Source organism: Acidovorax sp. BLS4 (genome assembly GCF_032929295.1).
Classification (GTDB): domain Bacteria; phylum Pseudomonadota; class Gammaproteobacteria; order Burkholderiales; family Burkholderiaceae_C; genus Paracidovorax.
On sequence record NZ_CP136797.1, the window covers coordinates 2,467,440 to 2,492,780 of the forward strand.

22 protein-coding genes, 3 pseudogenes and 1 CRISPR repeat array are annotated in these 25,341 nt (G+C 60.0%); of the genes and pseudogenes, 20 read left to right on the forward strand and 5 right to left on the reverse strand.

Going from position 1 to position 25,341, the window contains the following annotated elements:
* Positions 1-10: 10 nt before the first annotated feature.
* From pilW to R1Z03_RS11590, 14 genes are all read left to right on the forward strand, one after another.
* Complete coding sequence (gene pilW, locus R1Z03_RS11525) at positions 11-844, forward strand: type IV pilus biogenesis/stability protein PilW (protein ID WP_284430212.1); 834 nt, start codon at positions 11-13, stop codon at positions 842-844.
* Positions 837-1,763 carry a helix-turn-helix domain-containing protein gene (locus R1Z03_RS11530; protein ID WP_317359798.1) on the forward strand — a complete coding sequence of 309 codons (927 nt, stop codon included), beginning with the start codon at positions 837-839 and terminating at the stop codon, positions 1,761-1,763. The genes pilW and R1Z03_RS11530 overlap by 8 nt, the downstream gene beginning before the upstream one ends.
* Before the next feature lie 32 nt (positions 1,764-1,795).
* Positions 1,796-3,040 carry a flavodoxin-dependent (E)-4-hydroxy-3-methylbut-2-enyl-diphosphate synthase gene (ispG, locus tag R1Z03_RS11535; RefSeq protein ID WP_317360343.1) on the forward strand — a complete coding sequence of 415 codons (1,245 nt, stop codon included), beginning with the start codon at positions 1,796-1,798 and terminating at the stop codon, positions 3,038-3,040.
* A 74-nt stretch (positions 3,041-3,114) separates the two neighbouring features.
* The gene (gene hisS / locus R1Z03_RS11540) at positions 3,115-4,449 is read left to right on the forward strand and encodes a histidine--tRNA ligase (protein WP_372588275.1); all 1,335 of its coding nucleotides are present in this window, start codon (positions 3,115-3,117) and stop codon (positions 4,447-4,449) included.
* 12 nt (positions 4,450-4,461) lie between these two features.
* Positions 4,462-5,142: a tetratricopeptide repeat protein gene (locus R1Z03_RS11545; protein ID WP_317359800.1), complete on the forward strand. Its 681-nt coding sequence runs from the start codon at positions 4,462-4,464 to the stop codon at positions 5,140-5,142.
* 26 nt (positions 5,143-5,168) lie between these two features.
* Positions 5,169-6,308, forward strand: a complete 1,140-nt coding sequence (bamB, locus tag R1Z03_RS11550; protein ID WP_317360346.1) for an outer membrane protein assembly factor BamB — start codon at positions 5,169-5,171, stop codon at positions 6,306-6,308.
* Positions 6,309-6,321: 13 nt separating this feature from the next.
* Positions 6,322-7,665 carry a ribosome biogenesis GTPase Der gene (der, locus tag R1Z03_RS11555; protein WP_272568223.1) on the forward strand — a complete coding sequence of 448 codons (1,344 nt, stop codon included), beginning with the start codon at positions 6,322-6,324 and terminating at the stop codon, positions 7,663-7,665.
* A gap of 99 nt (positions 7,666-7,764) precedes the next feature.
* A complete protein-coding gene (hfq, locus tag R1Z03_RS11560; RefSeq protein ID WP_272568224.1) occupies positions 7,765-8,019 on the forward strand; it encodes an RNA chaperone Hfq in 255 nt (84 codons plus the stop codon).
* Positions 8,020-8,074: 55 nt separating this feature from the next.
* Positions 8,075-9,253 (forward strand): GTPase HflX, encoded by a 1,179-nt coding sequence (gene hflX / locus R1Z03_RS11565; RefSeq protein ID WP_284406105.1) that lies wholly within the window; start codon positions 8,075-8,077, stop codon positions 9,251-9,253.
* 52 nt (positions 9,254-9,305) lie between these two features.
* Positions 9,306-10,670 (forward strand): FtsH protease activity modulator HflK, encoded by a 1,365-nt coding sequence (gene hflK, locus R1Z03_RS11570; RefSeq protein ID WP_317359805.1) that lies wholly within the window; start codon positions 9,306-9,308, stop codon positions 10,668-10,670.
* A 9-nt stretch (positions 10,671-10,679) separates the two neighbouring features.
* Complete coding sequence (gene hflC, locus R1Z03_RS11575) at positions 10,680-11,597, forward strand: protease modulator HflC (protein WP_284430219.1); 918 nt, start codon at positions 10,680-10,682, stop codon at positions 11,595-11,597.
* A gap of 207 nt (positions 11,598-11,804) precedes the next feature.
* Complete coding sequence (locus R1Z03_RS11580; protein WP_317359808.1) at positions 11,805-12,953, forward strand: ATP phosphoribosyltransferase regulatory subunit; 1,149 nt, start codon at positions 11,805-11,807, stop codon at positions 12,951-12,953.
* Positions 12,954-12,982: 29 nt separating this feature from the next.
* Positions 12,983-14,359 (forward strand): adenylosuccinate synthase, encoded by a 1,377-nt coding sequence (locus R1Z03_RS11585; protein ID WP_317359810.1) that lies wholly within the window; start codon positions 12,983-12,985, stop codon positions 14,357-14,359.
* Positions 14,360-14,411: 52 nt separating this feature from the next.
* Positions 14,412-14,936 (forward strand): phosphoribosyltransferase, encoded by a 525-nt coding sequence (locus tag R1Z03_RS11590; RefSeq protein WP_284430222.1) that lies wholly within the window; start codon positions 14,412-14,414, stop codon positions 14,934-14,936.
* A 178-nt stretch (positions 14,937-15,114) separates the two neighbouring features.
* Here the strand turns inward: R1Z03_RS11590 and R1Z03_RS11595 are convergent.
* Positions 15,115-16,079: pseudogene (locus R1Z03_RS11595) on the reverse strand (IS5 family transposase).
* Between the two features lie 268 nt (positions 16,080-16,347).
* Between R1Z03_RS11595 and R1Z03_RS24935 the strand changes: the two are divergent.
* The 4 genes and pseudogenes from R1Z03_RS24935 (at position 16,348) to R1Z03_RS24950 (ending at position 17,406) form a co-directional block, all read left to right on the forward strand.
* Positions 16,348-16,629, forward strand: a complete 282-nt coding sequence (locus tag R1Z03_RS24935) for a transposase (protein ID WP_372588255.1) — start codon at positions 16,348-16,350, stop codon at positions 16,627-16,629.
* Positions 16,622-16,837, forward strand: a complete 216-nt coding sequence (locus R1Z03_RS24940) for a hypothetical protein (RefSeq protein ID WP_372588256.1) — start codon at positions 16,622-16,624, stop codon at positions 16,835-16,837. Before R1Z03_RS24935 ends, R1Z03_RS24940 begins: the two co-directional genes overlap by 8 nt.
* Positions 16,838-17,128: 291 nt before the next feature.
* Positions 17,129-17,197: pseudogene (locus R1Z03_RS24945) on the forward strand (hypothetical protein); the annotation flags it as partial.
* Positions 17,198-17,250: 53 nt separating this feature from the next.
* Entirely contained in the window at positions 17,251-17,406 is a 156-nt protein-coding gene (locus tag R1Z03_RS24950; RefSeq protein ID WP_372588257.1) for a transposase domain-containing protein, read from the forward strand.
* A 90-nt stretch (positions 17,407-17,496) separates the two neighbouring features.
* On the opposite strand, the gene R1Z03_RS11605 is transcribed toward R1Z03_RS24950, so the two are convergent.
* The 3 genes and pseudogenes from R1Z03_RS11605 to R1Z03_RS11615 form a co-directional block, all read right to left on the reverse strand.
* Positions 17,497-18,513 (reverse strand): HAMP domain-containing sensor histidine kinase, encoded by a 1,017-nt coding sequence (locus R1Z03_RS11605; protein ID WP_317359813.1) that lies wholly within the window; start codon positions 18,511-18,513, stop codon positions 17,497-17,499.
* A gap of 296 nt (positions 18,514-18,809) precedes the next feature.
* Positions 18,810-19,498, reverse strand: a pseudogene (locus R1Z03_RS11610) (IS3 family transposase); the annotation flags it as partial.
* Positions 19,499-20,031: 533 nt separating this feature from the next.
* Positions 20,032-20,540: a CRISPR direct-repeat array (repeat unit 28 nt; unit sequence CTTCACTGCCGTATAGGCAGCTCAGAAA).
* A 75-nt stretch (positions 20,541-20,615) separates the two neighbouring features.
* Positions 20,616-21,602 carry a LysR family transcriptional regulator gene (locus R1Z03_RS11615; RefSeq protein ID WP_372588258.1) on the reverse strand — a complete coding sequence of 329 codons (987 nt, stop codon included), beginning with the start codon at positions 21,600-21,602 and terminating at the stop codon, positions 20,616-20,618.
* A gap of 174 nt (positions 21,603-21,776) precedes the next feature.
* On the opposite strand from R1Z03_RS11615, the gene R1Z03_RS11620 reads away from it, so the two are divergent.
* Positions 21,777-23,138: an aspartate aminotransferase family protein gene (locus tag R1Z03_RS11620; protein WP_317359815.1), complete on the forward strand. Its 1,362-nt coding sequence runs from the start codon at positions 21,777-21,779 to the stop codon at positions 23,136-23,138.
* Between the two features lie 91 nt (positions 23,139-23,229).
* Positions 23,230-24,756, forward strand: coding sequence for a CoA-acylating methylmalonate-semialdehyde dehydrogenase (locus R1Z03_RS11625; protein WP_317359817.1), 1,527 nt, complete (start codon positions 23,230-23,232; stop codon positions 24,754-24,756).
* Between the two features lie 99 nt (positions 24,757-24,855).
* On the opposite strand, the gene R1Z03_RS11630 is transcribed toward R1Z03_RS11625, so the two are convergent.
* Complete coding sequence (locus R1Z03_RS11630) at positions 24,856-25,323, reverse strand: OmpA family protein (RefSeq protein ID WP_317359820.1); 468 nt, start codon at positions 25,321-25,323, stop codon at positions 24,856-24,858.
* Between the last annotated feature and the right edge of the window lie 18 nt (positions 25,324-25,341).

Sequence of the window (25,341 nt, forward strand, 5' to 3'; positions counted from 1 at the left end):
AAGGATCTACATGACGAGATCGGTCGCGGTTGTTGAGCGGCATGCCCGATGGGCGATGGCCTTGTGCCTTGCCGCGGTCGGGTTGGCGGGCTTGAGTGGGTGCGCAGCGCCTGGCGGCTCGAATGCCTCGTCTGGCAGTGCGGAGTACGTCACGCCATCGGAAGAGACGGAAACCCGCCGCCGCGCCAGGCTCCGGTTGGAACTGGCTGCCAATTATCTCGAGATGGGCCAGACCACGGTGGCGCTGGACGAAGTGCGCCAATCGCTGACCACCGACCCGTCGTACGGCGATGCCTACAACCTGCGCGGGCTGATTTATCTGCGCCTGGGGGATCTGCCGCTGGCGGAAGAGAGCTTCCGCCGTGCACTCGGCTTTCACCCGTCCGAGCCCAACCTGCTGCACAACTATGGCTGGCTTTTGTGCCAGCAGCAGAAGTACGCGGAAAGCCAGCAGTATTTCGAGCGAGCCCTGGCCAGCCGGACCTATACCGCTCGCAGCAAAACGCTCATGGCCCAAGGCCTTTGCCAGGAGCGTGCCGGGCAGATCGCAGAAGCCGAGCAGACATTGCTCAAGGCGTATGAACTGGATGCGGGCAACCCTGTGGTGGGATACAACCTGTCGTCGCTCATGTTTCGCCGCGGCGAGATCAAGCGTGCTCAGTTCTACATTCGCCGCCTGAACAACAGCGAGTTCGCCAATGCGGAATCGCTTTGGCTGGGCATCAAGATCGAGCGGGCGTTGAGTGATTCGGTGGCGATGCGGCAGCTCGCCGAACAACTGCGCAAGCGTTTTCCTGACTCCAAAGAATTGATGGCATATGACCGAGGGGCGTTCAATGAATGAGCCGGTGGTGGGGCACGAGGGACAGCCTTTGAACAGTGAAGTCTCGCCAACCCAGGACAGCGTGGCTGCGGGCCTGATGCTGCGTCAAGCCCGCGAATCCGCAGGTGTGCACATCGCGGCGCTGGCCGTGGCCCTCAAGGTGCCGGTGCACAAGCTGGAAGCCTTGGAAGCGGGTTATTTCGAGGTTTTTCCGGACGTGGTTTTTGTGCGTGCCCTGGCCTCCAGCATGTGTCGCACGCTCAAGGTGGACCCTGCGCCCGTGCTGGCGCTGCTGCCGCGCAATGAGCCGCCTGCACTGTCGGCGCACCGAGGCATCAACGCATCGTTCAAGCCTGGCAGCGGCCAGTTGGCGTCGTCTTCCAGCGGGTCGGGTTCACGCACCGCCATCTTCGCGGTGATCGTGTTGCTGGTGGGCGCTGCTGCCGTTCTGCTGTGGCCCCATCGGCCCGATGGCGTGGCCGGAAATGAAACAGTTGCGGTGACAGGCACGGCCCCGGAAGCCGAAGGGACCAAAGGGGCTGATCCTGCCAGTCCCGCTCAGCCAGTGACTGCACTTTCGGCTCCAGCCCCGTCGGCTTCTTTGCCATCTTCCATGGCAAGCCCATCGGGCGTATCGCCCGCGGCGACGGCTGCAGTGGCCGCGCCTGAGGCCCCGGCATCTGCACCGGCAGGTAGTCCGGATGCCGCCCTGGTCATTCGCACGCGCGGAGAATCGTGGGTTCAGGTGCGCAGTGCGGCGGGAGCCACCGTCCTTCAACGTGTCCTGGCGGCCGGCGAGAGCGTGACGGTTCCGGGAACCCCGCCATGGTCCGTGGTCATCGGCAAGGCCGACGTCACCGAAGTGGTCGTCCACGGCAAGCCTTTGGAGCTCAAAGGCGTTTCGCGCGAAAACGTTGCCCGATTTGAGGTGAAACCGTGAATCATTTCTTGACCCCCACTTTTCCGATCGCGATGGCGGCGCCCCAGCCGCGACGCTCGCGGCAAGCCCGAATCACATGGGGCTCGCGTGTTGTCACGGTGGGTGGAGACGCACCCGTTCGCGTGCAATCCATGACCAATACCGACACCGTTGATGCAATTGGCACTGCGATACAGATCAAGGAACTGGCGCAGGCCGGCTCCGAGTTCGTCCGGATCACCGTGAACACGCCCGAAGCGGCTGCGGCGGTTCCCTATATCCGTGAACAGCTCGATCGCATGGGCGAAACCGTTCCGCTGGTGGGCGACTTCCATTACAACGGGCATCGGCTGCTGACTGAATACCCCGATTGCGCCCAGGCGCTGTCCAAGTACCGCATCAACCCTGGCAATGTCGGCAAGGGCGACAAGCGCGACCGCCAGTTCGGCCAGATGATCGACGCGGCCATGCGCTGGGACAAGGCCGTGCGAATCGGTGTCAACTGGGGCAGTCTCGACCAGGAGTTGCTCGCCGAGCTCATGGATGCCAACAATCGACGGCCGTCTCCTTGGGATGCGCGGCAGGTCATGTATGAAGCGCTGATCACTTCGGCCATCGAATCGGCAAAGCGCGCCGAGGAAATGGGTCTGGATGGCAACCAGATCATCCTCTCGTGCAAGGTCAGCGGAGTGCAGGATCTGGTGTCCGTTTACCGTGAGTTGGCAAAGCGCTGCGACTACGCTTTGCACCTGGGCCTGACCGAGGCGGGCATGGGCACCAAGGGAACCGTGGCATCCACCACGGCCTTGTCGATTCTTTTGCAGGAAGGCATCGGCGACACCATCCGCGTCTCCCTCACGCCGCAGCCTGGCGAGGCCCGCACCCAGGAAGTCGTCGTGGCTTCGGAAATTTTGCAGGCGCTGGGGTTGCGCATGTTCGTGCCCAGCGTGACCGCTTGCCCCGGTTGCGGGCGCACGACCAGCACCACCTTTCAGGAATTGGCCAAGCAGATCGATGACTTTCTGCGGTCGCAGATGCCGGTCTGGCGACTCAAATACCCCGGGGTCGAAAAGATCAAAGTGGCAGTGATGGGCTGCATCGTGAACGGCCCGGGTGAAAGCAAGCACGCCGACATCGGCATCAGCTTGCCAGGCACCGGAGAGGCCCCGGCCGCGCCTGTCTTCATTGACGGAGAGAAGACCTTGACCCTGCGCGGCGACAATATCGCGCAGGAGTTCCAGCAACTCGTCGAACGCTACATCGCCGACCGCTTCAGCACGGCGGTCGCTGCTTCTTGATCTGAATTGAAAGCCGCCTTCCGAGCCTGCGCATGCGCAGGCCGCTGCTGGCGTGCCAGTCACTTAACCCATTGATGCATTCCGTGAGCAACAAGACAAGCAATCCTCTGCCAAAGACCGGCAAATTGGTGGCCGTCAAAGGCATGAACGATATTCTTCCCCCTGACTCGGCGCGCTGGGAATGGCTGGAAGACAAGGTGCGGGCACTCATGGCCCGATATGCCTATCGCAATGTGCGAACGCCCATCGTCGAACCGACGGCGCTGTTCGTGCGTGGCTTGGGCGAAGTGACCGATATCGTCGAAAAGGAAATGTATTCGTTCGAGGACCGTTTGAACGGCGAGCATCTGACGCTGCGTCCCGAGGCGACGGCAGGCGTTGTTCGTGCCGCAGCGGAGCATTCGATGCTGTACGACGGCGGCAAACGCCTGTACTACATGGGTCCGATGTTCCGCCATGAGCGTCCCCAGCGGGGCCGATACCGGCAGTTTCATCAGATCGGTGCCGAAGCCATGGGTTTCCATGGCGCTGAGGTCGACGCCGAGCTGATCCTGCTGGCGTATGCGCTCTGGAAGGAACTGGGCCTGAAAGACGTTCGCCTGGAACTCAACAGCCTTGGGCAACCTGAAGAGCGCAAAGCCCACCGCGCTGCACTCATCGCCTATCTGGAAAGCCATTCCGAGCTCTTGGACGAGGATGCTCGCCGCCGCCTGCACAGCAATCCCCTGCGCATCCTGGATACGAAGAATCCAGCCATGCAGAGCTTGGTGCAAGCGGCCCCCAAGCTCCTGGACTACCTTGGCGAAGAATCCAGGCGCCACTTCGATACCGTCAAGGCCATCCTCGATGCGAATGGCGTGGCCTGGACCGTCAATCCGCGCCTGGTCCGGGGCATGGACTACTACAACCTCACGGTCTTTGAGTTCGTGACGGAGCAACTCGGCTCCCAAGGCACCATTTGCGGCGGGGGGCGCTACGACTATCTCTTCGAGCAAATTGGGGGCAAGCCCGCGCCGGCGGTGGGATGGGCCCTTGGAGTCGAGCGTGTGCTGGAACTCGTCAAAGAGCAAGAAGCGGCCCCACCCATGCTGGTGGCCGATGCCTATGCCATCGTGCCGGACGAGAAGTCGTTGCCCGCAGTCATGGCCGTGCTGCAGCAGTTGCGGGCCTTGGGTGTGAGCGTGCAGATGCACAGCCCTGCGGTTCGGGGCGAAGGCATGGGCAGCATGAAATCGCAGTTCAAGAAGGCCGATGCCAGCGGCTGCAGGCATGCATTGATCTTTGGTTCCGACGAGCTTGCGCGATCGGCCGTGACGATCAAACCACTGCGGGAAGGCGGGGGTGACCAAGTGGAGCGGGCGCTCGATGCGCTGCCCGACTGGGCGCCCACTCTACAATCCCCCCGCTAACAGAGACCCTACATGGCAAATCACCTCGATCTTGAAGAACAAGAGCAGCTTGACCAACTCAAGCATTTCTGGAACACCTGGGGCACGCTGATCAGTGGCATCCTGGTGTTGGTTTTCGGCGCGTTTGCGGCATGGAACGGATACCAGTATTGGCAGAACCGACAGGCGGCACAAGCCGCTGCGCTGTCCGATGCCGTGGAAACGGCTGCGCAGGCAAAAGACACCGCGCGTTTGGAGCAGGCTTTCGGCGACCTCAAATCGCGGTATGGCGGTACGACAAAGGCGGGGCAAGCCGGTCTTCTGGTGGCCAAAAGCTTGGTGGAAAGCGGCAATCCAGACGGTGCCAAGGCGGCCCTGGCTTGGGTTGCCGACAATGCTTCGGATGCGGGCTACAAAGCACTGGCCAGACTGCGACTTGCCAGCCTACTGATGGACCAAAAGGCATACGACGAAGCGCTGAAGCAGTTGTCTGGAAGTTTTCCTGCAGAGTTCGATGCCTTGGTTGCGGACCGCAAGGGCGACGCATTGGCGCTGCTGGACAAGAAGTCGGAAGCCATCGCTGAATACCAGCGTGCCTACAAATCGCTGGAAGAAGGCATGGAGTACCGCCGCTTGGTCGAGGTGAAGCTCCATGCCCTGGGTGTGCAGCCACAATTCGTGGCCTCGGCAGCGACTGCAGGAGACTCCAAATGATGCGCGGTCACATGGGTTTCCGTGCAATGCGTTTGGGTACGCCACGCGCAGCGGTCGCTGCCGTGGCAGCGGCGTGCTTTCTCCTGGCCGGCTGCTCCCTGTGGAGCGGTCCCTCAAAGCCGAAGCCGGCTGAGTTGGGTGCAAACGTGCCGGTGATCGGTGTGCGTCAGGCGTGGACGTCGAAAGTGGGCGGCATCGGTCGCCTGCCGCTGGATGTGCATGTCAATGGCAACACAGTGACGGTGGCTTCTTCGGATGGCGTGGTCGCTGCCGTCGATGCGCGCACCGGCGGTGATGTCTGGCGAGCCAGCCTTGGCACGCCTTTGTCTGCTGGTGTGGGCAGCGACGGCAAGTGGGCCGCTGTGGTTTCCGTCGATAACCAGTTGATTGCCTTGTCCGATGGCCGCGAGATCTGGCGCAAGCCGCTGTCCGCGCAAGCGTACACAGCGCCGTTGGTTGCGGGCAATCGCATCTTTGTCTTGGCGGCCGATCGGTCCGTTTCGGCGTTTGATGCTGCGACCGGGCTTCGTTTGTGGAATCAACCCAGGCCGGGAGAGCCTTTGGTGTTGCGCCAGTCGGGTGTATTGACGGCGGTGGGCGACACGCTGGTCGCGGGACTGGCGGGCCGGATGGTCGGATTCAATCCCGACAATGGCACGGTACGTTGGGAAGCGCCGCTGGCCAGCCCCAGAGGAACCAATGACGTCGAGCGGCTGGTTGAATTGGTCGGCCGCACCAGCCGCGAGGGCGACAGTGTTTGTGCCCGTGCTTTTGTGTCCACGGTGGGCTGTGTGAACACGGTGCGAGGTACCGTGGCCTGGACACAGCCGGCCAACGGAACGGAAGGCATTCACGGCGATGACACCACGATTTTCGGCACGGAGAGCAATGGCGTGGTGGTTGCCTGGCGGCGTGCCGATGGCTCGCGCGCTTGGTCTTCGGACCGACTTCAATACCGCCGCTTGACCGCACCGCTGTTGCTTGGCAGGTCGGTCGTCGTCGGAGATGACACGGGTTTGGTGCACCTGCTTTCGCGTGAAGATGGTTCACCGCTGAATCGGATGACGACGGATGGTTCGGGCATCGCTGCAGCGCCGGTGTCGGCCGGGGGCACTCTGGTGGTCGTAACGCGCAATGGCGGCGTTTACGGCTTTCGCCCGGATTGACGGGTTGATCTGGATGAAGCCAGTCATCGCTTTGGTCGGTCGCCCCAATGTGGGGAAATCCACACTCTTCAACCGGCTGACGAAATCGAGAGATGCGATCGTTGCCGACTTTGCAGGCTTGACGCGTGACCGGCACTACGGGAACGGAAAGCAGGGCAAGCACGAATACATCGTGATCGACACCGGAGGCTTCGAGCCTGATGCCGCCAGCGGCATCTACCGCGAGATGGCCAAGCAGACGCAGCAGGCCGTTGCGGAGGCCGATGTCGTCATCTTTGTTGTCGATGCCCGCGCCGGGCTTTCTGCTCAGGACCATGACATCGCCAACTACCTGCGGCGCCTGGGCAAGCCCTGCCTCCTTGTCGGCAACAAGGCCGAGGGAATGCGCGAGGGGGTGCAGCTCGTCGAGTTCTATGAGTTGGGGTTGGGCGAGATCTATCCCATTTCAGCAGCCCACGGACAGGGTATTCGCAGCTTGGTTGAGTTGGCTCTGGAGCCTCTGCACTTGCCGGATCCGGATGAAGACGCGGAAGCCGAAGACAAGAGCGTGGTCAAGCTTGCGGTAGCTGGTCGCCCGAATGTCGGTAAGTCCACCCTGATCAATACGTGGCTGGGCGAGGAGCGCTTGGTGGCATTCGATATGCCAGGGACCACGCGGGACGCCATTTCCGTTCCTTTCGAGCGCAATGGCCAGCGTTTTGAGCTGGTCGACACCGCAGGCTTGCGTCGAAAAGGCAAGGTGTTCGAAGCCATCGAGAAGTTTTCGGTGGTGAAGACACTGCAAGCCATTGAGTCTGCCAATGTGGTGCTTCTCGTCCTCGATGCGACACAGGGGGTCACCGACCAGGATGCGCACATCGCTGGATACATTCTTGAAAGTGGCCGCGCGGTGGTTTTGGCGGTCAACAAATGGGATGCCATGGACGACTACGGTCGCCAGCTGCTGGAGCGCTCCATCGAGACGCGGTTGTCGTTTCTCAAGTTTGCGTCGTTGCATTTCATTTCGGCAAAGAAGCGCCAGGGGTTGGGCCCTTTGTGGACATCCATCGTGCAGGCCCAGAAAGCGGCGATGTGCAAGATGTCCACGCCCGTATTGACGCGGTTGTTGCTGGAGGCGGTGCAGTTCCAGGCACCCAAGCGTTCTGGCATGTTCCGGCCAAAGTTGCGATACGCCCACCAAGGCGGCATGAATCCGCCTGTCATCGTGGTTCATGGCAATTCGTTGGAGCATGTCACGGAAGCGTACAAGCGCTTCCTAGAAGGCCGTTTCCGCAAAGAGTTCGATCTGGTCGGGACCCCCCTTCGCATCGAGTTGAAGACGTCGCACAATCCCTTCACCGACAAGGGTGACCACTAGCCCAGCGCTTGCGAGGGGTTTCGTCGGTTTTCCTTCGATACCCTTGCAGCTGTGGTAAGGTGCCGCTTTACAACAATATTCCTGAACACGGAGAATATCGTGAGCAACAAAGGCCAACTTCTTCAAGATCCCTTCCTGAACGCGCTTCGTCGCGAGCATGTACCCGTCTCGATCTACCTCGTGAACGGCATCAAGCTTCAGGGCCAGATCGAGTCATTTGACCAATACGTGGTGCTGCTGCGTAACACGGTCACCCAGATGGTCTACAAGCACGCCATCTCCACCATCGTCCCAGGTCGCGCTGTCAATTTCTCGACGGCCGAAGCGCCCGACGCCGAGGCCGGTAACTCTTGAACGAAGGTGGTATGCCCGACGGGCATGTAACGGATACGCCTTTGGGCGGATCGTCTTGAGTTCATACGATACGCCTGACTCGCCGAAGACGCCAGTCATCCTGGTTGGCGTTGATTTTGGTTTGCCCCATTTCGACGGTGAGTTGGAAGAGTTGGGTCTGCTTGCTCAGACGGCGGGCTTGAATCCAGTGGCGCGAATCACCTGCAAGCGCAAAGCCCCTGATGCTGCCTTGTTTGTAGGCAGTGGCAAGGCGGACGAGATCCGGCTGCTCGCGCAGATGCATCAGGCCGTGGAAGTGCTGTTCGACCAGGCCTTGAGTCCGGCGCAACAACGCAATCTCGAACGGCATCTGGATCTCCCGGTCAATGATCGAACGTTGTTGATCTTGGAAATCTTTGCCCAGCGTGCCAGAAGCCATGAGGGCAAGCTGCAGGTAGAGTTGGCAAAACTCCAATACCTGAGCACTAGGCTTGTCAGACGCTGGTCCCATCTGGAGCGTCAGCGCGGGGGCATTGGAGCCCGGGGTGGGCCAGGCGAAACACAGATCGAGCTTGATCGAAGAATGATCGGTGAGTCGATCAAGCGCACGCGCGAAAGACTCGAAAAGGTCAAGCGTCAGCGCTCCACACAGCGACGCCAGCGCGAGCGCCGGGATACCTTCAACATATCGTTGGTGGGGTACACGAATGCCGGTAAATCCACACTGTTCAATGCACTGGTAAAAGCGCGAGCGTACGCCGCAGATCAGCTGTTTGCCACATTGGATACGACGACTCGCCAGCTCTATCTTGCAGAGGCAGGGCGATCGGTGTCTTTGTCGGACACCGTGGGGTTCATTCGTGATCTTCCCCATGGACTGATTGATGCGTTCCAGGCCACTCTCCAGGAGGCAGTGGATGCAGATCTTTTGCTGCATGTGGTGGATGCATCTAATCCCAACTTTCCAGAGCAAATTGCGGAAGTCCAGCGGGTGCTCTCTGAAATCGGCGCTGCGAACGTGCCCCAGATACTGGTCTTCAACAAGCTGGACATGTTGTCGCCCGACCAACGGCCGGAAGTCCTGAATGACATCTACGACATGCAAGGTACCCCCGTTCAGCGGTTCTTCCTGAGTGCTGGCTCTGGAGAAGGGCTTCCTTCCTTGAGGCGCGGATTGTCGGACAGCGTGCCCAAGGCCCAGCCGACATCCATGACCCTAGGTGCCGATGCTGAATTGCCTCCAGACAGTGCCTGATTGGGCACAATGCCGCTTTGTTCACGTATTCAGAGAAACAGAGATTTTGCGAATGAATCCTCAAAGCCGTACCCCGCGCTGGGCCATATTGCCTGAGCGCATCCGGGGAATGTTGAATCTGAATGACCCCCGGTGGGGTCGTGGCGATGATAAGAACGATGGCGCGGGAAACTCCGATTCGGAGCGTCCTCCATCTACGCCTCCATCGGGTAATCGAGGACGTGACAAAAATACGGCCGGCCAGCCTCCTGACCTGGATGAACTCTGGCGTGACCTCAATCGCAAGCTGGGCGGTCTGTTTGGTGGGAAGCAGGGTGGAGGCCGCGGTCCTTCCGGCGGGGGGTTTCAGCCAGATATGAAAAATGCGGGTTTCGGCGTCGGCTTGATTGCTGCAATTGCGGTGCTGATCTGGCTTGGGACCGGTTTTTTCATTGTGCAGGAAGGTCAGCAGGCCGTCATAACACAGTTCGGGAAATACAAGAGCACGGTGAATGCCGGTTTCAACTGGCGGTTGCCTTATCCAATTCAGCGTCACGAACTCGTTTTCGTGACGCAGATTCGGTCTGCCGATGTCGGTCGGGATGTGGTGATCAAAAGCACTGGCTTACGTGAATCGGCAATGCTGACTGAAGACGAAAATATCGTCGAAATCAAATTTGCTGTGCAATATCGTTTGAACGATGCCAGGGCTTGGTTGTTTGAGAGCCGTAACCCAGCAGATGCCGTGGTGCAAGCAGCCGAAACAGCGGTGCGGGAGATCGTCGGCAAGATGCGGATGGACACCGCCTTGGCTGAAGAGCGAGATCAAATTGCGCCAAGGGTGCGTACCCTCATGCAGACGATCTTGGATCGCTACAAGGTTGGTGTAGAGGTCGTGGGCATCAATTTGCAGCAGGGGGGAGTGCGTCCTCCTGAGCAAGTACAGGCAGCTTTCGATGATGTTCTGAAAGCGGGGCAGGAGAGAGAGCGGGCCAAGAACGAAGCTCAAGCGTATGCCAACGATGTCATTCCCCGCGCGGTCGGGTCTGCCTCTCGGTTGGCTGAAGAAGCTGCAGCTTACAAGTCGCGGATTGTGGCTCAGTCTCAAGGCGATGCGCAGCGGTTCAGTTCGCTGCTTGCCGAATATCAAAAGGCGCCTCAGGTGACAAGGGACCGCCTGTACATTGAATCAATGCAGCAGATCTACACGAACGTCACCAAAGTGCTGGTGGAGTCCCGTCAAGGGTCGAATCTCCTATACCTGCCCTTGGACAAGATCATGCAGGGTGTCGCACAGACTGGTGCTGCAGCCTCGAATGATTCCTTGCCGCCAGCAGCGGCTTCGTCTGCTGTTCCGCCTTCGGGAACTGCTTCCACTTTCCCCGCTGACCCCCGTGCTCGGGACTCCAGCCGTACGCGTGAGCGCGAGTCTCGATAGGAGCGCATTGTGAACAGAGTCGGATTTTTTGTTTCCACTGTCTTGGTTTTGCTCGCTCTTTTGAGTTCGACCTTGTTTGTAGTGGACCAGCGCCAATTCGGTGTGGTCTACCAGCTTGGACAGATCAAAGAGGTTATTACGGAGCCAGGTCTGAACTTCAAGATGCCTCCACCTTTTCAAAATGTGCGATACATCGACAAGCGGTTGCTCACACTGGATAGCACTGATACCGAATCGATGCTCACTGCAGAAAAGCAGCGGGTTGTAATTGACTGGTATGTACGCTGGAGGATCTCCGATCCATCTGCTTACATTCGCAACGTTGGTCTTGATGAGAATTCTGGAGCTTTGCAGTTGAATCGGGTCGTGCGCAACGCCTTCCAAGAAGAGGTCAACAGGCGGACAGTCAAAGAACTGTTGTCTCTTAAGCGCGATGCATTGATGTCGGACGTGAAGCGCGAGGTGCTGGAGGTTGTTCAAGGTGCCAAGCCTTGGGGCGTTGACGTCGTTGATGTGCGCATCACTCGGGTTGACTATGTTGAAGCCATTACGGAATCCGTCTACCGTCGTATGGAGGCGGAGCGGAAGAGGGTGGCCAATGAATTGCGGTCCACAGGGGCTGCAGAAGGCGAAAAAATTCGTGCTGATGCGGACCGTCAGCGCGAAGTCGCCATCGCCAATGCCTATAGAGATGCGCAGAAGGTGAAGGGCGAAGGTGATGCAGAAGCCGCTCGTGTTTATGCAGAGGCGTTTGGACGTGACCCTCAATTCGCGCAGTTCTATCGTAGCCTGGAAGCCTACAAGTCAAGCTTCAATAAGAAGAGTGATGTCATGGTTGTAGACCCGTCCTCCACTGAATTTTTCAAAGCTTTCCGTGGAGGTGTGGCCAGTCCTGGTGCTGCACCTTCCCCCACTACACGCAAGTAGAAGACACGGATAGCGCGCTCTCGCTGGGCGCGCTTACTTTTTTGTGAATTCTGACACTGCTGTCTTGGTGCAGCACGTGTTCCGTCGATCCATTGCCTCGATGGCGCGTGCATTTGAGCGCTTGGTCAGTTCGCAGCGCTCTGTGGAGGCAGTCACTGCCGACTGTCATGCCGGTAGAATCGCGTTTTTAACAGCCTCCCACTTTCCATGTCTGCCTGGGTCCTGCCGGATCACATTGCCGATGTCTTGCCCTCCGAGGCTCGCCACATCGAAGAACTACGTCGCGGGCTGATAGACACCGCTCAAGGCTACGGCTACGAACTAGTCATACCTCCCTTGATGGAGCACTTGGAATCATTGCTGACGGGCACGGGCGAGGCGCTCGACCTTCAGACCTTCAAATTGGTGGATCAGCTGTCGGGACGATCCTTGGGCGTACGTGCGGACATGACACAGCAGGTTGCCCGCATTGATGCCCATTTGCTTAACCGCAAAGGTGTCACGCGGCTTTGTTATTGCGGGCCTGTGCTGCATACGAGGCCCGATCGACCCCATGCTACGAGAGAGCCGCTGCAGTTTGGTGCTGAAATTTATGGTCACGCTGGTCTAGAAGCTGATCAAGAGGCGGTTTTGCTGGCGTTGCACTGTCTGCGTGTGGCTGAAGTTCGTGATACCAGTGTGGATTTGGCTGATGTGCGCATCGTGCGGCGCCTTCTCGCTGACCTCTCTTTGGATGCGCTAACGGTACGCAGAGTCCATGCCGCACTTGCTGCCAAGGATGCGAGCGAATTGGCAAGTCTCACTCGCAGCTTTCCTTCCGCATCGCGTGATGGGCTGAATGCGCTACTGAAGTTATATGGTGACGTTTCTGTTTTGGACGAGGCGCAAAAAGCGCTTCATCACGTTCCCGGCGTAGACGAAATATTGTCCAACTTACGATCTTTGGCCGCTCACCTTGTAGGGTCCAGCGTCACGTTCGATTTGGCGGACTTGAGGGGATACGCCTACTACAGCGGAACTCGCTTCACCATCTATGCCAAGGGGGCAAGCGATGCTGTGGTTCGTGGTGGTCGGTACGATGAGGTTGGAGCGGTGTTTGGCCGCAACCGGCCGGCAGCCGGGTTTAGTTTGGACATCAAACAATTGGTAGGAGTCGTCTCCCCACGGGCGTTGAAGACTGCTATCAGGGCTCCGTGGATACAAGATCCCGGAGTGAATGAGGCCGTTGCCGATTTGCGAAGCCGCGGTGAAACCGTTGTGTGCGTTTTTCCTGGTAATGAGAGCGAGTTCGACGAGTTTCGTTACGACCGAGAGTTGGCCAAAGTTGCTGACCGTTGGATCGTAAAAGTTATCTGAAGCATTAGCTATATTGAATCGGGTTTGAAATGAAAGCAACCAAAGGTCGAAACGTAGTCGTTGTAGGCACCCAATGGGGTGATGAAGGCAAGGGAAAGCTAGTAGATTGGCTTACTGAAAGCGCCCAAGGCGTTGTTCGTTTCCAAGGCGGCCACAATGCAGGCCACACTTTGGTCATCAATGGCGTCAAGACGGCATTGCACCTGATTCCAAGCGGCATCATGCGGCCGGGCGTCAAATGCTACATCGGCAATGGTGTCGTACTGTCGGTTGCGAAGTTGTTTGAAGAAATAAAAGGCTTGGAAAAAGCTGGGGTCGAGGTTCGATCGCGCCTTCGAGTAAGCGAAGCCTGCCCACTTATTTTACCTTTTCACGTAGCCATCGACGTGGCCCGTGAGGCTGCGCGCGAGCACCAGGGGACCGAAAAAATAGGAACAACAGGTCGTGGCATTGGTCCTGCTTACGAAGACAAAATTGCTCGACGCGCACTTCGTGTCCAAGACCTGAAGTATCCAGCCCGTTTTGCTGAAAAGCTGCGTGAGTTGCTGGCACTGCATAACCATGTTCTAAAGACTTTTTTAAACTCCGGCTCTTTTGTTTTTGGCGAGTCGTTGGCACCCTATTTGGTTGACGGAGAAGTGCAATTCAATACGGTCTTCGACGAGGCTATGCAACATGCGAAACTGCTTGGTCCCATGATTGCAGATGTATCTAGCGAATTGAATGCCGCCCATGTAGCGGGAGCCAATTTGCTTTTTGAGGGTGCACAGGGAACCTTGCTGGATGTCGACCATGGCACTTACCCCTATGTGACATCCAGCAATTGTGTCGCTGGCAATGCTGCTGCGGGATCTGGCGTGGGGCCCAACCTGCTTCACTATGTTTTGGGCATCACCAAAGCCTATTGCACGCGGGTTGGAGGAGGTCCTTTCCCCACGGAGCTGGATTGGGAGGTTCCTGGTACACCGGGTTATCACATGAGCACGGTAGGCGCGGAAAAAGGCGTCACTACAGGCCGCAGTCGCCGTTGTGGTTGGTTCGATGCAGCACTTTTGAAGCGAAGTGCCCAAGTCAATGGACTGACAGGGCTTTGTATTACGAAGCTGGACGTGTTAGATGGGTTGTCGGAACTCATGCTTTGCACAGGGTATGAGCTTGATGGAGCACATATCGAAATTTTACCGATGGGTGCAGAGGAGATTTCCCGCTGCACTCCCATTTATGAGTCGATTCCCGGCTGGGCTGAATCGACTGTGGGGGTGACAAGATATGAAGAGCTACCTGCTAATGCGAGAAGGTATTTGGAGCGAATTGAGGAGGTGACTGGGGTTCCAATTGCTATGATTTCCACAAGTCCTGATCGAGATCACACCATTACATTGCATAACCCATACTTGGTAAGTTGAAATTTACTAGTTAGTCACTGTGTGAGGTTGGTGCGTGAATCAGGAGTAATGAATGTTAACGGAAGACGGTAAGCATCTATATGTGAGTTATGATGAATATCATGGCTTAATTGAAAAATTGGCACTTAAGATTCACCAGTCTGGTTGGGAGTTTGATACGATTTTGTGTCTCGCCCGTGGCGGGTTGCGTCCTGGTGATATTTTGAGTCGAATATTTAGCAAGCCGCTTGCAATCATGTCCACTAGTTCATATCGCGCAGAAGCGGGGACAATTCAAGGGCACTTGGATATAGCGAGATTTATCACTACACCAAAAGGCGAAATCGCAGGTAAGGTACTTTTGGTAGATGATTTGGCTGATTCTGGGCATACTTTGAATGCGGTTATAGAATTGCTGAAGACTCAATATGCTCCCATTGTGGAGTTGCGGAGTGCTGTAATTTGGACTAAGGCAATTTCAAGCTTTACCTCGGATTATTCCGTTGAATTTTTGCCTACTAATCCTTGGATTCATCAGCCTTTTGAGGGGTATGATAATTTGAGTCCTGAGAAATTAATGGATAAATGGCGATTGTGATTTTGGCTGCAACCTATATAAAGAGTTTTCTAGGGAAGCTCTGCAGAAAGCACGCACGAACGTGCTGATGCCCTGAGCCAGTTGGAATGCGATGCGGCCAACCTGATTTATCTCAGCTCCGGTGCCTGTGGCACGAACTGGCGGCCTGAATGGCCGGTTTGGCGAACTACGGGCGCACTCATGCCGATGCTCCCAGCAGTTTGCGCCGCACCATCCATAGATTGGCCAGCGCAAACAGCGTGTGCAACTGTGCGGTGTTCTTGCCTAGCCCTCGGTAGCACACCTTGATGTGGCCGAACTGGCGCTTGATCACTCGGAAAGGGTGCTCCACCCGCGCCCGAATGCTGGCCTTCACGCGCTCCAGTTTCCCGGTCAGGGCCTCGATCGGTTTGGCCGGGTCGAGCAGGCGACGTTTGCCGGGCCGCATGGCGATGTGCCAATTCACGTCGCGCCTGGCATCTGGGCGTTGACCCGCGCCTTGGTAGCCGGCATCGGCATAGACATCCCGGTCGCTTGCGCGCACCAGACGGTTGGTCTCGATCACATCATTGACCGCGCCACTGGTGCCGCGCACGGTATGCACCAGGCCCGAGTCGGCGTCCACTCCGATATGGCACTTCATACCGAAGTACCACTGCGGTCCCTTGCGGCTTTGTTTCATCTCCGGGTCGCGCTCTCCGCTGCTGTTCTTGGTCGAGCTGGGTGCTGCGATCAAGGTGGCATCCACCACCGTGCCGCTCTTGAGCATCACGCCCTAGGCGCTGAGCAGATCGTTGACGGTCTGCAGGATTTGCGCAGCCAATTTGTGCGTCTCCAGCACATGCCGGAACCGAAGGATCGTGCTCTCTCGTCGGGCAGCCGCTCGTCCCAGCCTTCAAGCCCTGCGAACTCGCGGAATACCGGCATGTCGTGCAGCGCTTCTTCCATCGCCGGGTCGCTCAGCGCGAACCACTGCTGCATGAAATGGATACGCAACATGGTCTCGCACGGGAACGGAGGACGCCCCCGCTTGCCTTCGGGTAGGTACGGCGACACCAGGGCCACCAGTTCGGCCCACGGTACGACCTTCTCCATCTCATCCAGAAATTCCCGCCGCCGCGTTCGCTTCGCCGTCATTCCCAAGCCCAGGCTGTGCTGCTTCATGTGACTTATCGTCTCAGTGCTTCACGCCGGTGCCAAGGATGCCGCGGGGCGATTTATGCAGACCTTCCCTAAGCGTCAGGTCCTGCCACCATACCTGCCACGGCGCGATGTTCAACACGAGACTGAAAACATCACCTGCCGCACCCCGGGCTGCGGCTGCCAGTTCAAGCGCATCGGCGAAGACATCTAGGAGAAACTCGACTACCTATCGGGCAGCTTCGCGGTCGAGCGGCATGTGCTAGGCCAGTGGGCTTGCGCCAAATGCCAGATGCTCATCCAGGCGCCGGTGCCGGCGGCTGTCATTGGCAAAGGCATCGCAACTGCCGGCCTGATGGCGAATCTGGTCGTGTCCAAGTACATTGACCACCAACCACTATTCCGCCTGGAGGCCATCATGGGTCGCTCGGGTGTGTCCGTTTTCCGTTCCACTCGGCCGAGTGGGTGGGCACCATCGGCGTGCAACTGGCGCCAAATGATCCAGGCCATGCTTGAGGACCTTCTCATCAGGCCATGTATTGCATGCCGACGAGACACCGGTGGTCATGCTTAAGCCGGGCCTTAGCGAGACGCATCGTGCTTACCTCTGGAGTTACTGCACCATGGTCTGGAATGACATCAATGCGGTCGTCTTCGACTTCACCGCGAGCCGGACCGGGCGCACAACGCCCGTCGCTTCCTGGGCATCGGTGACGGCGGGGTGGGCGGCTGGCGCGGCACGCTCATCTGCGATGACTACTCGGGCTAAAAGCAATCCCTGAATGCAGGCGTGACCCAAACGGGTTGCCTGGCACATGCACGTCGCAAATTGCATGAGTTGTGGTCAGCCACACCAGTATCCTGGCCGAGCGCGCCTTGAAGCTGTTCTGCGTCCTCTACGACGTCGAGCGTGAGGTCAAGTAAATGGACGGGCAGCAAAGGCTGCGCATCCGCCAGATCAAGAGCCGGCCGGCGGCTAATCTGCTGCATGCCATCGTTGATGGCCAACCAGCAGAAACCCACTCGATGGCAGCGCGACAGCCAAGGCCGTCGACTACAGCCTCGAACGCTGGGCGGCGCTGACGCGCTTCATTGACAACGGCGATCTGGTAGCCGACAACAACCGCATCGAAAACATGATCCGCCCAATCGCGTTGGGACGCAAGAACTGGCTGTTCGCTGGCAGCCTGCGCGCGTGCCAGAGAGCTGCAGCCATCATGAGCCTGCTGCACACACCGCACGACTTAACGGGCTGGAGCCCTACGCTTATCTCAAGAACGTGTTGGAACGACTGCCGAAGCAACTTAATACCTGCATCAGAGATCTATTGCCATACCGCGGGCAACCCTGATCAAATTCATCCCTGGCGTCCACGTCACTGTGTCGCAAAACGCGAGCGCACGATGAACTGGAAGGTGCTTGGTGCAGCGTGGTTTTCCCCTTACGCCAGCCCCCGCAGCGGCAAGCTGATCGTGAATACGCATCCCTTGCCCGGCCTGTCTTGCACTGTCAACCGCCCGCGATCTGCCTCGACACTGCGCCTTGCGATTGAAAGTCCCAGTCCGAGGCCCCGCTTGTCGTCGAAGCCTTGCTTGAAAGGCTTGAACATCGTGTCAGCGCTTCCTTCGGGAAGCCCACCACAGCAATCTTCGACATCGATGTTGATCGAATAAGCGGACGTCTGCGCGCGCAGCGTGACCTCGCTACCAGGACGAGTGAACTTGAAGGCGTTCTGTAGCAAATTGCCGAGTGCCGCCATTAGCAGTTCGCGATTGCCTTCAATCGCGAACTGGGCATCCACTTCCGAGATGCGAAGCACGCACCCCGTGTCGGCCGCATAGAGCTGCGCAACGCGACCGGCATCGGCCAAAAAGATTGCGAGCGAGAAGATTCGCGGATGCAAGGGTGCAAGAGCCGCGTCGCGAACAGCCGCCAAGGAATCGTTGATCAAACCTTCCATCGAGCCAAGGCTGCGTCTGAGAACCGCACCAGTCGAGCCGCCAACCGGAAGCCTGCCTGACTCCAGGGCTGCGAACGCGAGCTTGGCGACGTGCAAGTGGTTGCGCAACTCGTGCGCGAAAAAGCCAAGCCGTTCGTTCTCATCCTCGACCTGCCGTCTTGCCACTTCGACGTCGCGCTGGGCAGCAAATTCGGTCACTGCATCGGCGATGGCATTGTCCAGGCAGCGGTTCAGCGTACGGAAATGGTCTACCGAAAATGGGGCGTCACGTTCAACGGCGAGATCAGTGATTGCCTGACACAGGTCGCCATAGTCATGGACAACTTGATCTACGGTGTAGCCGAGTGCAAGCAGTTCGCCGCCATGAACTGTCGCCGAGACGCCCATCTCAGTGAGCGCCGAGCCTTCGCCCCCAGACGCCCCTGAAATTCGCATCCCTCCTGCAATGTCACCATCATCCTCGGCTTCGATGGTGCGAGTCAGCTGATCAAGAAACATCGGAATGCCGTGTGATAGTTGCTCAAGGGTAGCGCCTCGTAAAGGTCGCTGCGCAACTTTGGCTTTGCATCGCTGAATGAGCTCTTCGCGATTGTTCAGTAGAAATCCGCGCATGTTGATCGCCTTGGTGGGGCTGCGGCGTGGCGCCGGTCGCAGCGAGGTGATGGCGGAATCGTCTCGCGTCGCCTGGGTTTGGCACAGTATGCGCCAAGGTCAGTGTCCCCAGTTCCTGCCGATCCAGCGGCATGCATGGAATGTTAAAAAAATGCAAGGTGCTTTTGTCGTACGCATACCAATGACGTGGCGAGATAACAAATCGATCACCACGCTCAGGTACAGCCAGTCTTCTTGGGTGCGGATGTAGGTAGTGTCCGTGACCCAAGACTGGTTGGGCTCGCAGATGATGAAGCGTCGCTGCAGGCGATTTGGCGCAACCACAGCAGGCTTGTCACCACGACCTCCAATCCGTCGCCAGTAGCCCATCTGGGAAAGCAGTTCTTCGAGCTTGAGCAGAAGAGCCACGCGGTGCTTGCCGCACGTGTCGCCCAGATCGCACATGTTCATGGTCAGCTTGCGCTAGCCGTAGACGCCACCACTCGCCAGCCAAGTGGATTGAGAAGGCCCAACAGACGATGATCGTCCTTGCCACGAAGACTCGTCGGCTTGGTCTTCCAGACGTAATAGCCGCCGGGATGAATGGCTATGCCTTGCGAAGCCTGCGAACGCTGTGCTCGCGTTCATGGCGCTGTATGAACGCGAACTCACCGGACTGCTTGGCAAAGTACGCTGCGGCCTTTTTTGGGATGTCGCGCGCTCCTCGGTGAAACGCTTGAGCTTTAGCCGTCGCAGTTTGTCTGTCTGCGAGGCCTGCGCCTGCCGATCACCGATCGACGTGCGGTGGGTCTTGATCCATTGAGAAAGACTGTGCTGGACTCACGCCCAGCCGGGCCGACACGTCTAGCACCTTGTGGCCGCGCTCGGTGATCTGCTTGACCGCTTAGTCCTTGAATTCTTCGGAATATCTCTGCCTACTCATGGCACCTCCTGTTGGACCTCGGGTTTGAGGCTCGGAGGTGCCTAGTGAAAGCCGGGGACTCAATCTTCCTGAATATCGATAGCTCGGAGAAATCGGGCAGATCTGCGGTGATGTAAGGACTTTGACGAAGGCATGTCCCTGATACACGCAGTTGGCATTGATCAAGTAGCGTTGTTCGTGGATGCGTTGGAGGCCGGAGTGAGGGGAGGGGGTTGATGACAATTTTTTGTCATCTTTCTCCTACGGGAGTGAGGAAAGTGGTCTATACTGGCGGGCTTGGCAGGTGAGACGGATGACTGAGTTGTCCGGAGAGTCTGACAAGAAAGGTTGGTTTTGAGTTGTGGCCGGGTTGAAATTCGGTATATAATTCGAGGCTTCGCTGGTTGGATGTAGTCATATGCACAGTCCTGTTCCTATCTCCAAAGATAAGTGACAGGACGGGGCCGGGGAATCAGGGGGCTATCTCAGGTCATGCCTGTGAGCTTCACTGCCGTATAGGCAGCTCAGAAAACGCCTCACTCTGGCCGACCTTGCGCCAGCGCCTTCACTGCCGTATAGGCAGCTCAGAAATTTTCAGGGTCTGCCCAAGGCCTTCGGATTGGCCTCACTGCCGTATAGGCAGCTCAGAAAACTAAGGGCAAGATCAAACGCAAAGGCATCTTCTTCACTGCCGTATAGGCAGCTCAGAAACCGCACACCAACCGGGAAGACGTGGGCACGGTGCTTCATTGCCGTATAGGCAGCTCAGAAATGCATCGGCCATGGCGCGAGTGCGTGCCGCGCCTTCACTGCCGTATAGGCAGCTCAGAAACACCATCGGCCATTGCCTGTCTTATTGCTGATCTTCACTGCCGCATAGGCAGCTCAGAAAATCTGCGGCCCGACCTGAGGCAGACAAATCGGCTTCACTGCCGTATACGCATCTCAGAAATGTGAGCATCGAGGTGTTGCCCGCGCCGTTCTCTTCACTGCCGTGTAAGCAGCTCAGCTATAGACAGCTCAAAATGACAAAAAAGTGCCGCCAGGCATGCCTGCCGTGGACGGTGTCCACTGCCGTTCATGCGTGCTACTTGCGAGAAGCATGCGCCCCCACCAAACACCGCTGAAACGCCTGCGCCGCCCTCGGCGGCTCGGGCGACCTTCGCAGCAGGCTCACGAACTGGCATTCATAGCGCAGCGCCTCGCGCCGTACGGCCTGCAGGCGGCCGGTGCGTTCGAACGCCTCGGCGTAGTGGTCGGGCAGGAAGCCCAGGTAGCGGCCCGAGAGCACCAGCGTGGCGATGGATTCCTGGTCGAAGCCCGTGGCGGTGCGGGTGAGGCGGGCCTGGTGGCTCAGCTCCATGTTGGGCGAGTGGTAGCCCAGGCCAGCGAACGGGTGGGTGCGCACGGCGTCCCAGTCGAGCGCCGAGTGGTCCGCCCCGAACAGCGGGTGGCCCGCGCCGCAGTACAGCAGCATGGTCTCGCCGAACAGGTCGGTGTACAGCAGGCTCTGCGAGGCGCGGTGGGCGGGGATGATGCCCACCTGGTAGGTGCCGTCGATCACGCCGCGCTCGATGGCGTTGATCGAGCCCACATGCATCTGCAGGTGCACGTCCGGCGCCTGGGCGGTGAAGGCGGCAATCGCTTCGCCGATGCGCGCGGCCGGGTTGCTGGCGGTCTTGTCGAACACGGCGACGGCCAGTTGGCCGCCCATGCGGGAGTGGATGCCGTCCACGCTGTCGCGAAAGCCCTGCACGGCGGCCAGTAGGCGCAGGGTTTCGTCGTACACGCGCTGGCCTTCCGGGGTGAGCGCGAAGCCCGCCCGGCCGCGCCGGCACAGGGTCAGCCCCAGGCGGGTTTCGAGGTCCTTCACGTGGCGGCTGACGGTGCTGGTGCCGATGTTCAGCTCCAGTTCGGCCGCGGCCATGCCGCCGCAATCGACCACGCTCTTGAACACCTGCAGCAGGCGCAGGTCCATGTCGCTCAACTGGCCGAGCACCGCGCGTTCGCGCGCGGCCTGGGGCGCCGGGGACGGCAGCGTGGGCGAGGCGGGGGGCGGGGCGTCGTCGGGCATGGCGAGCGGGGTGGGCTTTACTTGCATGAATCGTCAAGTAAACATTGATATTTGTCCATTGGAGGGATTATCGACCGCCGGAACAATGGGGTCACCCGCCCGCTGGCAGGGCCACCTGCGGCCTGTGCGGCAGCGCCTTGCGCCCCTTTTGTTTTCTTTGTGATTGGACCGACCATGAGCTTCACCGTCCTCGACTCCGTTCCCGAAGCCACCGCGCCGCGCATGGACGCGGCCTGGCTGGATGCGCACTGGATGCCCTTCACCGCCAACCGGCAGTTCAAGGCCGCGCCGCGCATGATCGTCTCGGGCCAGGGGGCCTACTACACCGATTCCGAAGGCCGCAAGATCTTCGACGGCCTCTCGGGCCTGTGGTGCGCGGGGCTGGGCCATGGCCGCAAGGACGTCGCCGAGGCGATCGGCAAGGCGGCCGCCACGCTCGACTATTCGCCGGCCTTCCAGTTCGGCCACCCGGCGTCGTTCGCGCTGGCCAACAAGATCAAGGAGCTCACGCCCGCGGGGCTCGACTACGTGTTCTTCACCGGCTCGGGCTCGGAGTCGGCCGACACCTCGCTCAAGATGGCGCGCGCCTACTGGCGTGCCAAGGGCCAGGCCGGCAAGACGCGCCTGATCGGCCGCGAGAAGGGCTACCACGGGGTGAACTTCGGCGGCATCTCGGTGGGCGGCATGGTGGGCAACCGCAAGACCTTCGGCCAGGGCGTGGAGGCGGACCACCTGCCGCACACGCAGCCGGCAATGGGCTCGTTCGTGCGTGGCATGGCCGAAGAAGGCGGCCGGGCGCTGGCCGACAAGCTGCTGGACGTGATCGCGCTGCACGACGCCTCCAACATCGCGGCGGTGATCGTAGAGCCGTTCTCGGGCTCGGCCGGCGTGGTGATTCCGCCCAAGGGCTACCTGGAGCGCATCCGCGAGATCTGCACGCAGAACAACATCCTGCTGATCTTCGACGAGGTCATCACCGGCTTCGGCCGCTGCGGCGCGTGGACGGGGGCGGAGGCCTTCGGCGTGACGCCCGACATCCTCAACTTCGCCAAGCAGGTGACCAACGGCGCGCAGCCGCTGGGCGGCGTGGTGGCCTCCAAGGAGATCTACGACACCTTCATGGCGCAGGGCGGGCCCGAGTACATGCTCGAATTCCCGCACGGCTACACCTATTCGGCCCACCCCGTGGCCTGCGCCGCCGGCCTGGCGGTGCTCGACATCCTGCAAAAGGAAGACATGCCCGGCCGCGCCAAGGCGCTGGCGCCGTACTTCGAGCAGGCGGTGCACAGCTTGAAAGGCGCGCAGCATGTGCTGGACATCCGCAACTACGGTCTGGCCGCGGGCTTCACCATCGCGCCGCTGCCGGGCGAGCCGGCCCGCCGGCCCTACGAGATCGCCATGAACTGCTGGAAGAAGGGCTTTTACGTGCGCTACGGCGGCGACACGATCCAGCTGGCGCCGCCGTTCATCAGCGAACGCGCCGAGATCGACCGGCTGGTGAGCGCCCTGGGCGATGCGCTGGCCGAGACGGCTTGACCCCCGCTGCCAGCGTTTGCTATTCATTTTGTAGCTATAAGCCCTAGTGAAATATGCACTGGGGGCACTTTTCACCCTGAACTCCATTCCCATGCACCAAGACCAGAACGTCACCGCCACCATCGGCCACCTGATCGACGGCCAGATCGTGGCCGACACCGCTCGCACGCAGCCCGTGTTCAACCCGGCCACGGGCCAGTCGTCCACCAGCGTGGCGCTGGCCTCGCAGGCGACGGTGGAGCAGGCCATCGCTTCGGCCGAAGCAGCCTTCCCCGCCTGGCGCAACACGCCGCCGCTCAAGCGCGCCCGCGTGATGTCCAGGCTCAAGGTGCTGCTGGAAGAGCACGCCGATGAAATCGCCGCCCTCATCACCGCCGAGCACGGCAAGGTGCTGAGCGATGCGCACGGCGAGCTGCAGCGCGGCATCGAGAACGTGGAATACGCCAGCTACGCGCCCGAGCTGCTCAAGGGCGAGCACAGCCGCAACGTGGGCCCGAACATCGACTCGTGGAGCGAGTTCCAGGCGCTGGGCGTCACCGCCGGCATCACGCCGTTCAACTTTCCGGCCATGGTGCCGCTGTGGATGTGGCCCATGGCCATCGCCTGCGGCAACACCTTCGTGCTGAAACCGTCCGAGCGCGACCCGAGCAGCACGCTGTTCATCGCCCAGCTGGCGCTGCAAGCCGGCCTGCCGCCCGGCGTGCTGAACGTGGTCAACGGCGACAAGACGGCGGTGGACACGCTGCTGCGCGACCCGCGCGTGAAGGCGGTGAGCTTCGTGGGCTCCACGCCGATCGCCGAGTACATCTATTCGGAAGGCTGCAAGCATGGCAAGCGCGTGCAGGCCCTGGGCGGCGCCAAGAACCATGCGGTGCTCATGCCCGATGCCGACGTGGACAATGCCGTGAGCGCCCTGATGGGCGCGGCGTATGGCTCGTGCGGCGAGCGCTGCATGGCGATCCCGCTGCTGGTGGCCGTGGGCGATGCCGTGGGCGACGCGGTGATCGCCGGCCTGAAGACCGAGATCGCCAAGATGAAGGTCGGCCCCGGCACCCAGACCGACAACGGCGGCAACGACATGGGCCCGCTGGTCACCCAGGCGCACTTCGAGAAGGTGAAGGCCTATGTGGACAGCGGTGTGGCCGAAGGCGCGACGCTGGTGGTCGATGGCCGCGGCATGCAGGTGGCCGGCCATGAACAGGGCTACTTCCTGGGCGCCTGCCTGTTCGACCACGTGAAGCCCGGCATGAAGATCTACCAGGAAGAGATCTTCGGTCCCGTGTTGGGCGTGGTGCGCGTGAAGACGCTGCAGGAGGCCATGCAGCTCATCAACGACCACGAGTACGGCAACGGCACCTGCATCTTCACGCGCGACGGCGAAGCGGCCCGCTATTTCACCGACCACATCCAGGTCGGCATGGTGGGCGTGAACGTGCCACTGCCGGTGCCCGTGGCCTACCACTCGTTCGGCGGCTGGAAGCGCAGCCTGTTTGGCGACCTGCATGCCTACGGCCCCGACGCCGTGCGCTTCTACACCAAGCGCAAGACCATCACGCAGCGCTGGCCCTCGACCGGCGTGCGCGAAGGTGCGGTGTTCGCCTTCCCGAGCAACCGCTGAGCCCCCAAAGCACAGCGGCCCGGAGCGCGCAAGGCGCCCGGGCCGCCGGGTGGCCTGCTCGGGCGATGACCCCGGTGCAGGCGACGGAGGCGCGCGCGATCAGCGCGGCAGCACGGTCACCGCGTTGCGGGCCTGGTCGGTGCTGAACATCACGCGCAGGTTCTTCGCCGGCACGCCGCGCGACACCAGTTCCTTGCGCACGGCCAGGGCACGGGCCAGGGCGATCTCGCGGGCGTTCTTGGCGGTCTTGCGGTCGGCGTAGCCCTTGATCTCCCAGCGCTGGTTGCCGGCCTTGTCGGCGGTCAGGATGTCGAGCAGCGCAGGCGTGTCGGCCGGCAGTTCGGTCTCCAGGCCCGAGAACTCGGCCACGGTGCCGTCTTCGGGAATGCGCAGCGGCTCGGGTTCGGGGGCTGGCGGGGGCGCGACGGGCGCCGGGGCGGGCGCTGCGGCCGCCTGGGCCGATGCGTCCGCAGCCGCCGTGTTGGCTTCGGTGTTGGACGTGTTGGCGCAGCCGCCCAGGAGCGCGGCGCTGAAAAGAAGACCCAGAAGTTTGCTGTGAGAGGCCATGGAGATCACCTGTTGCTG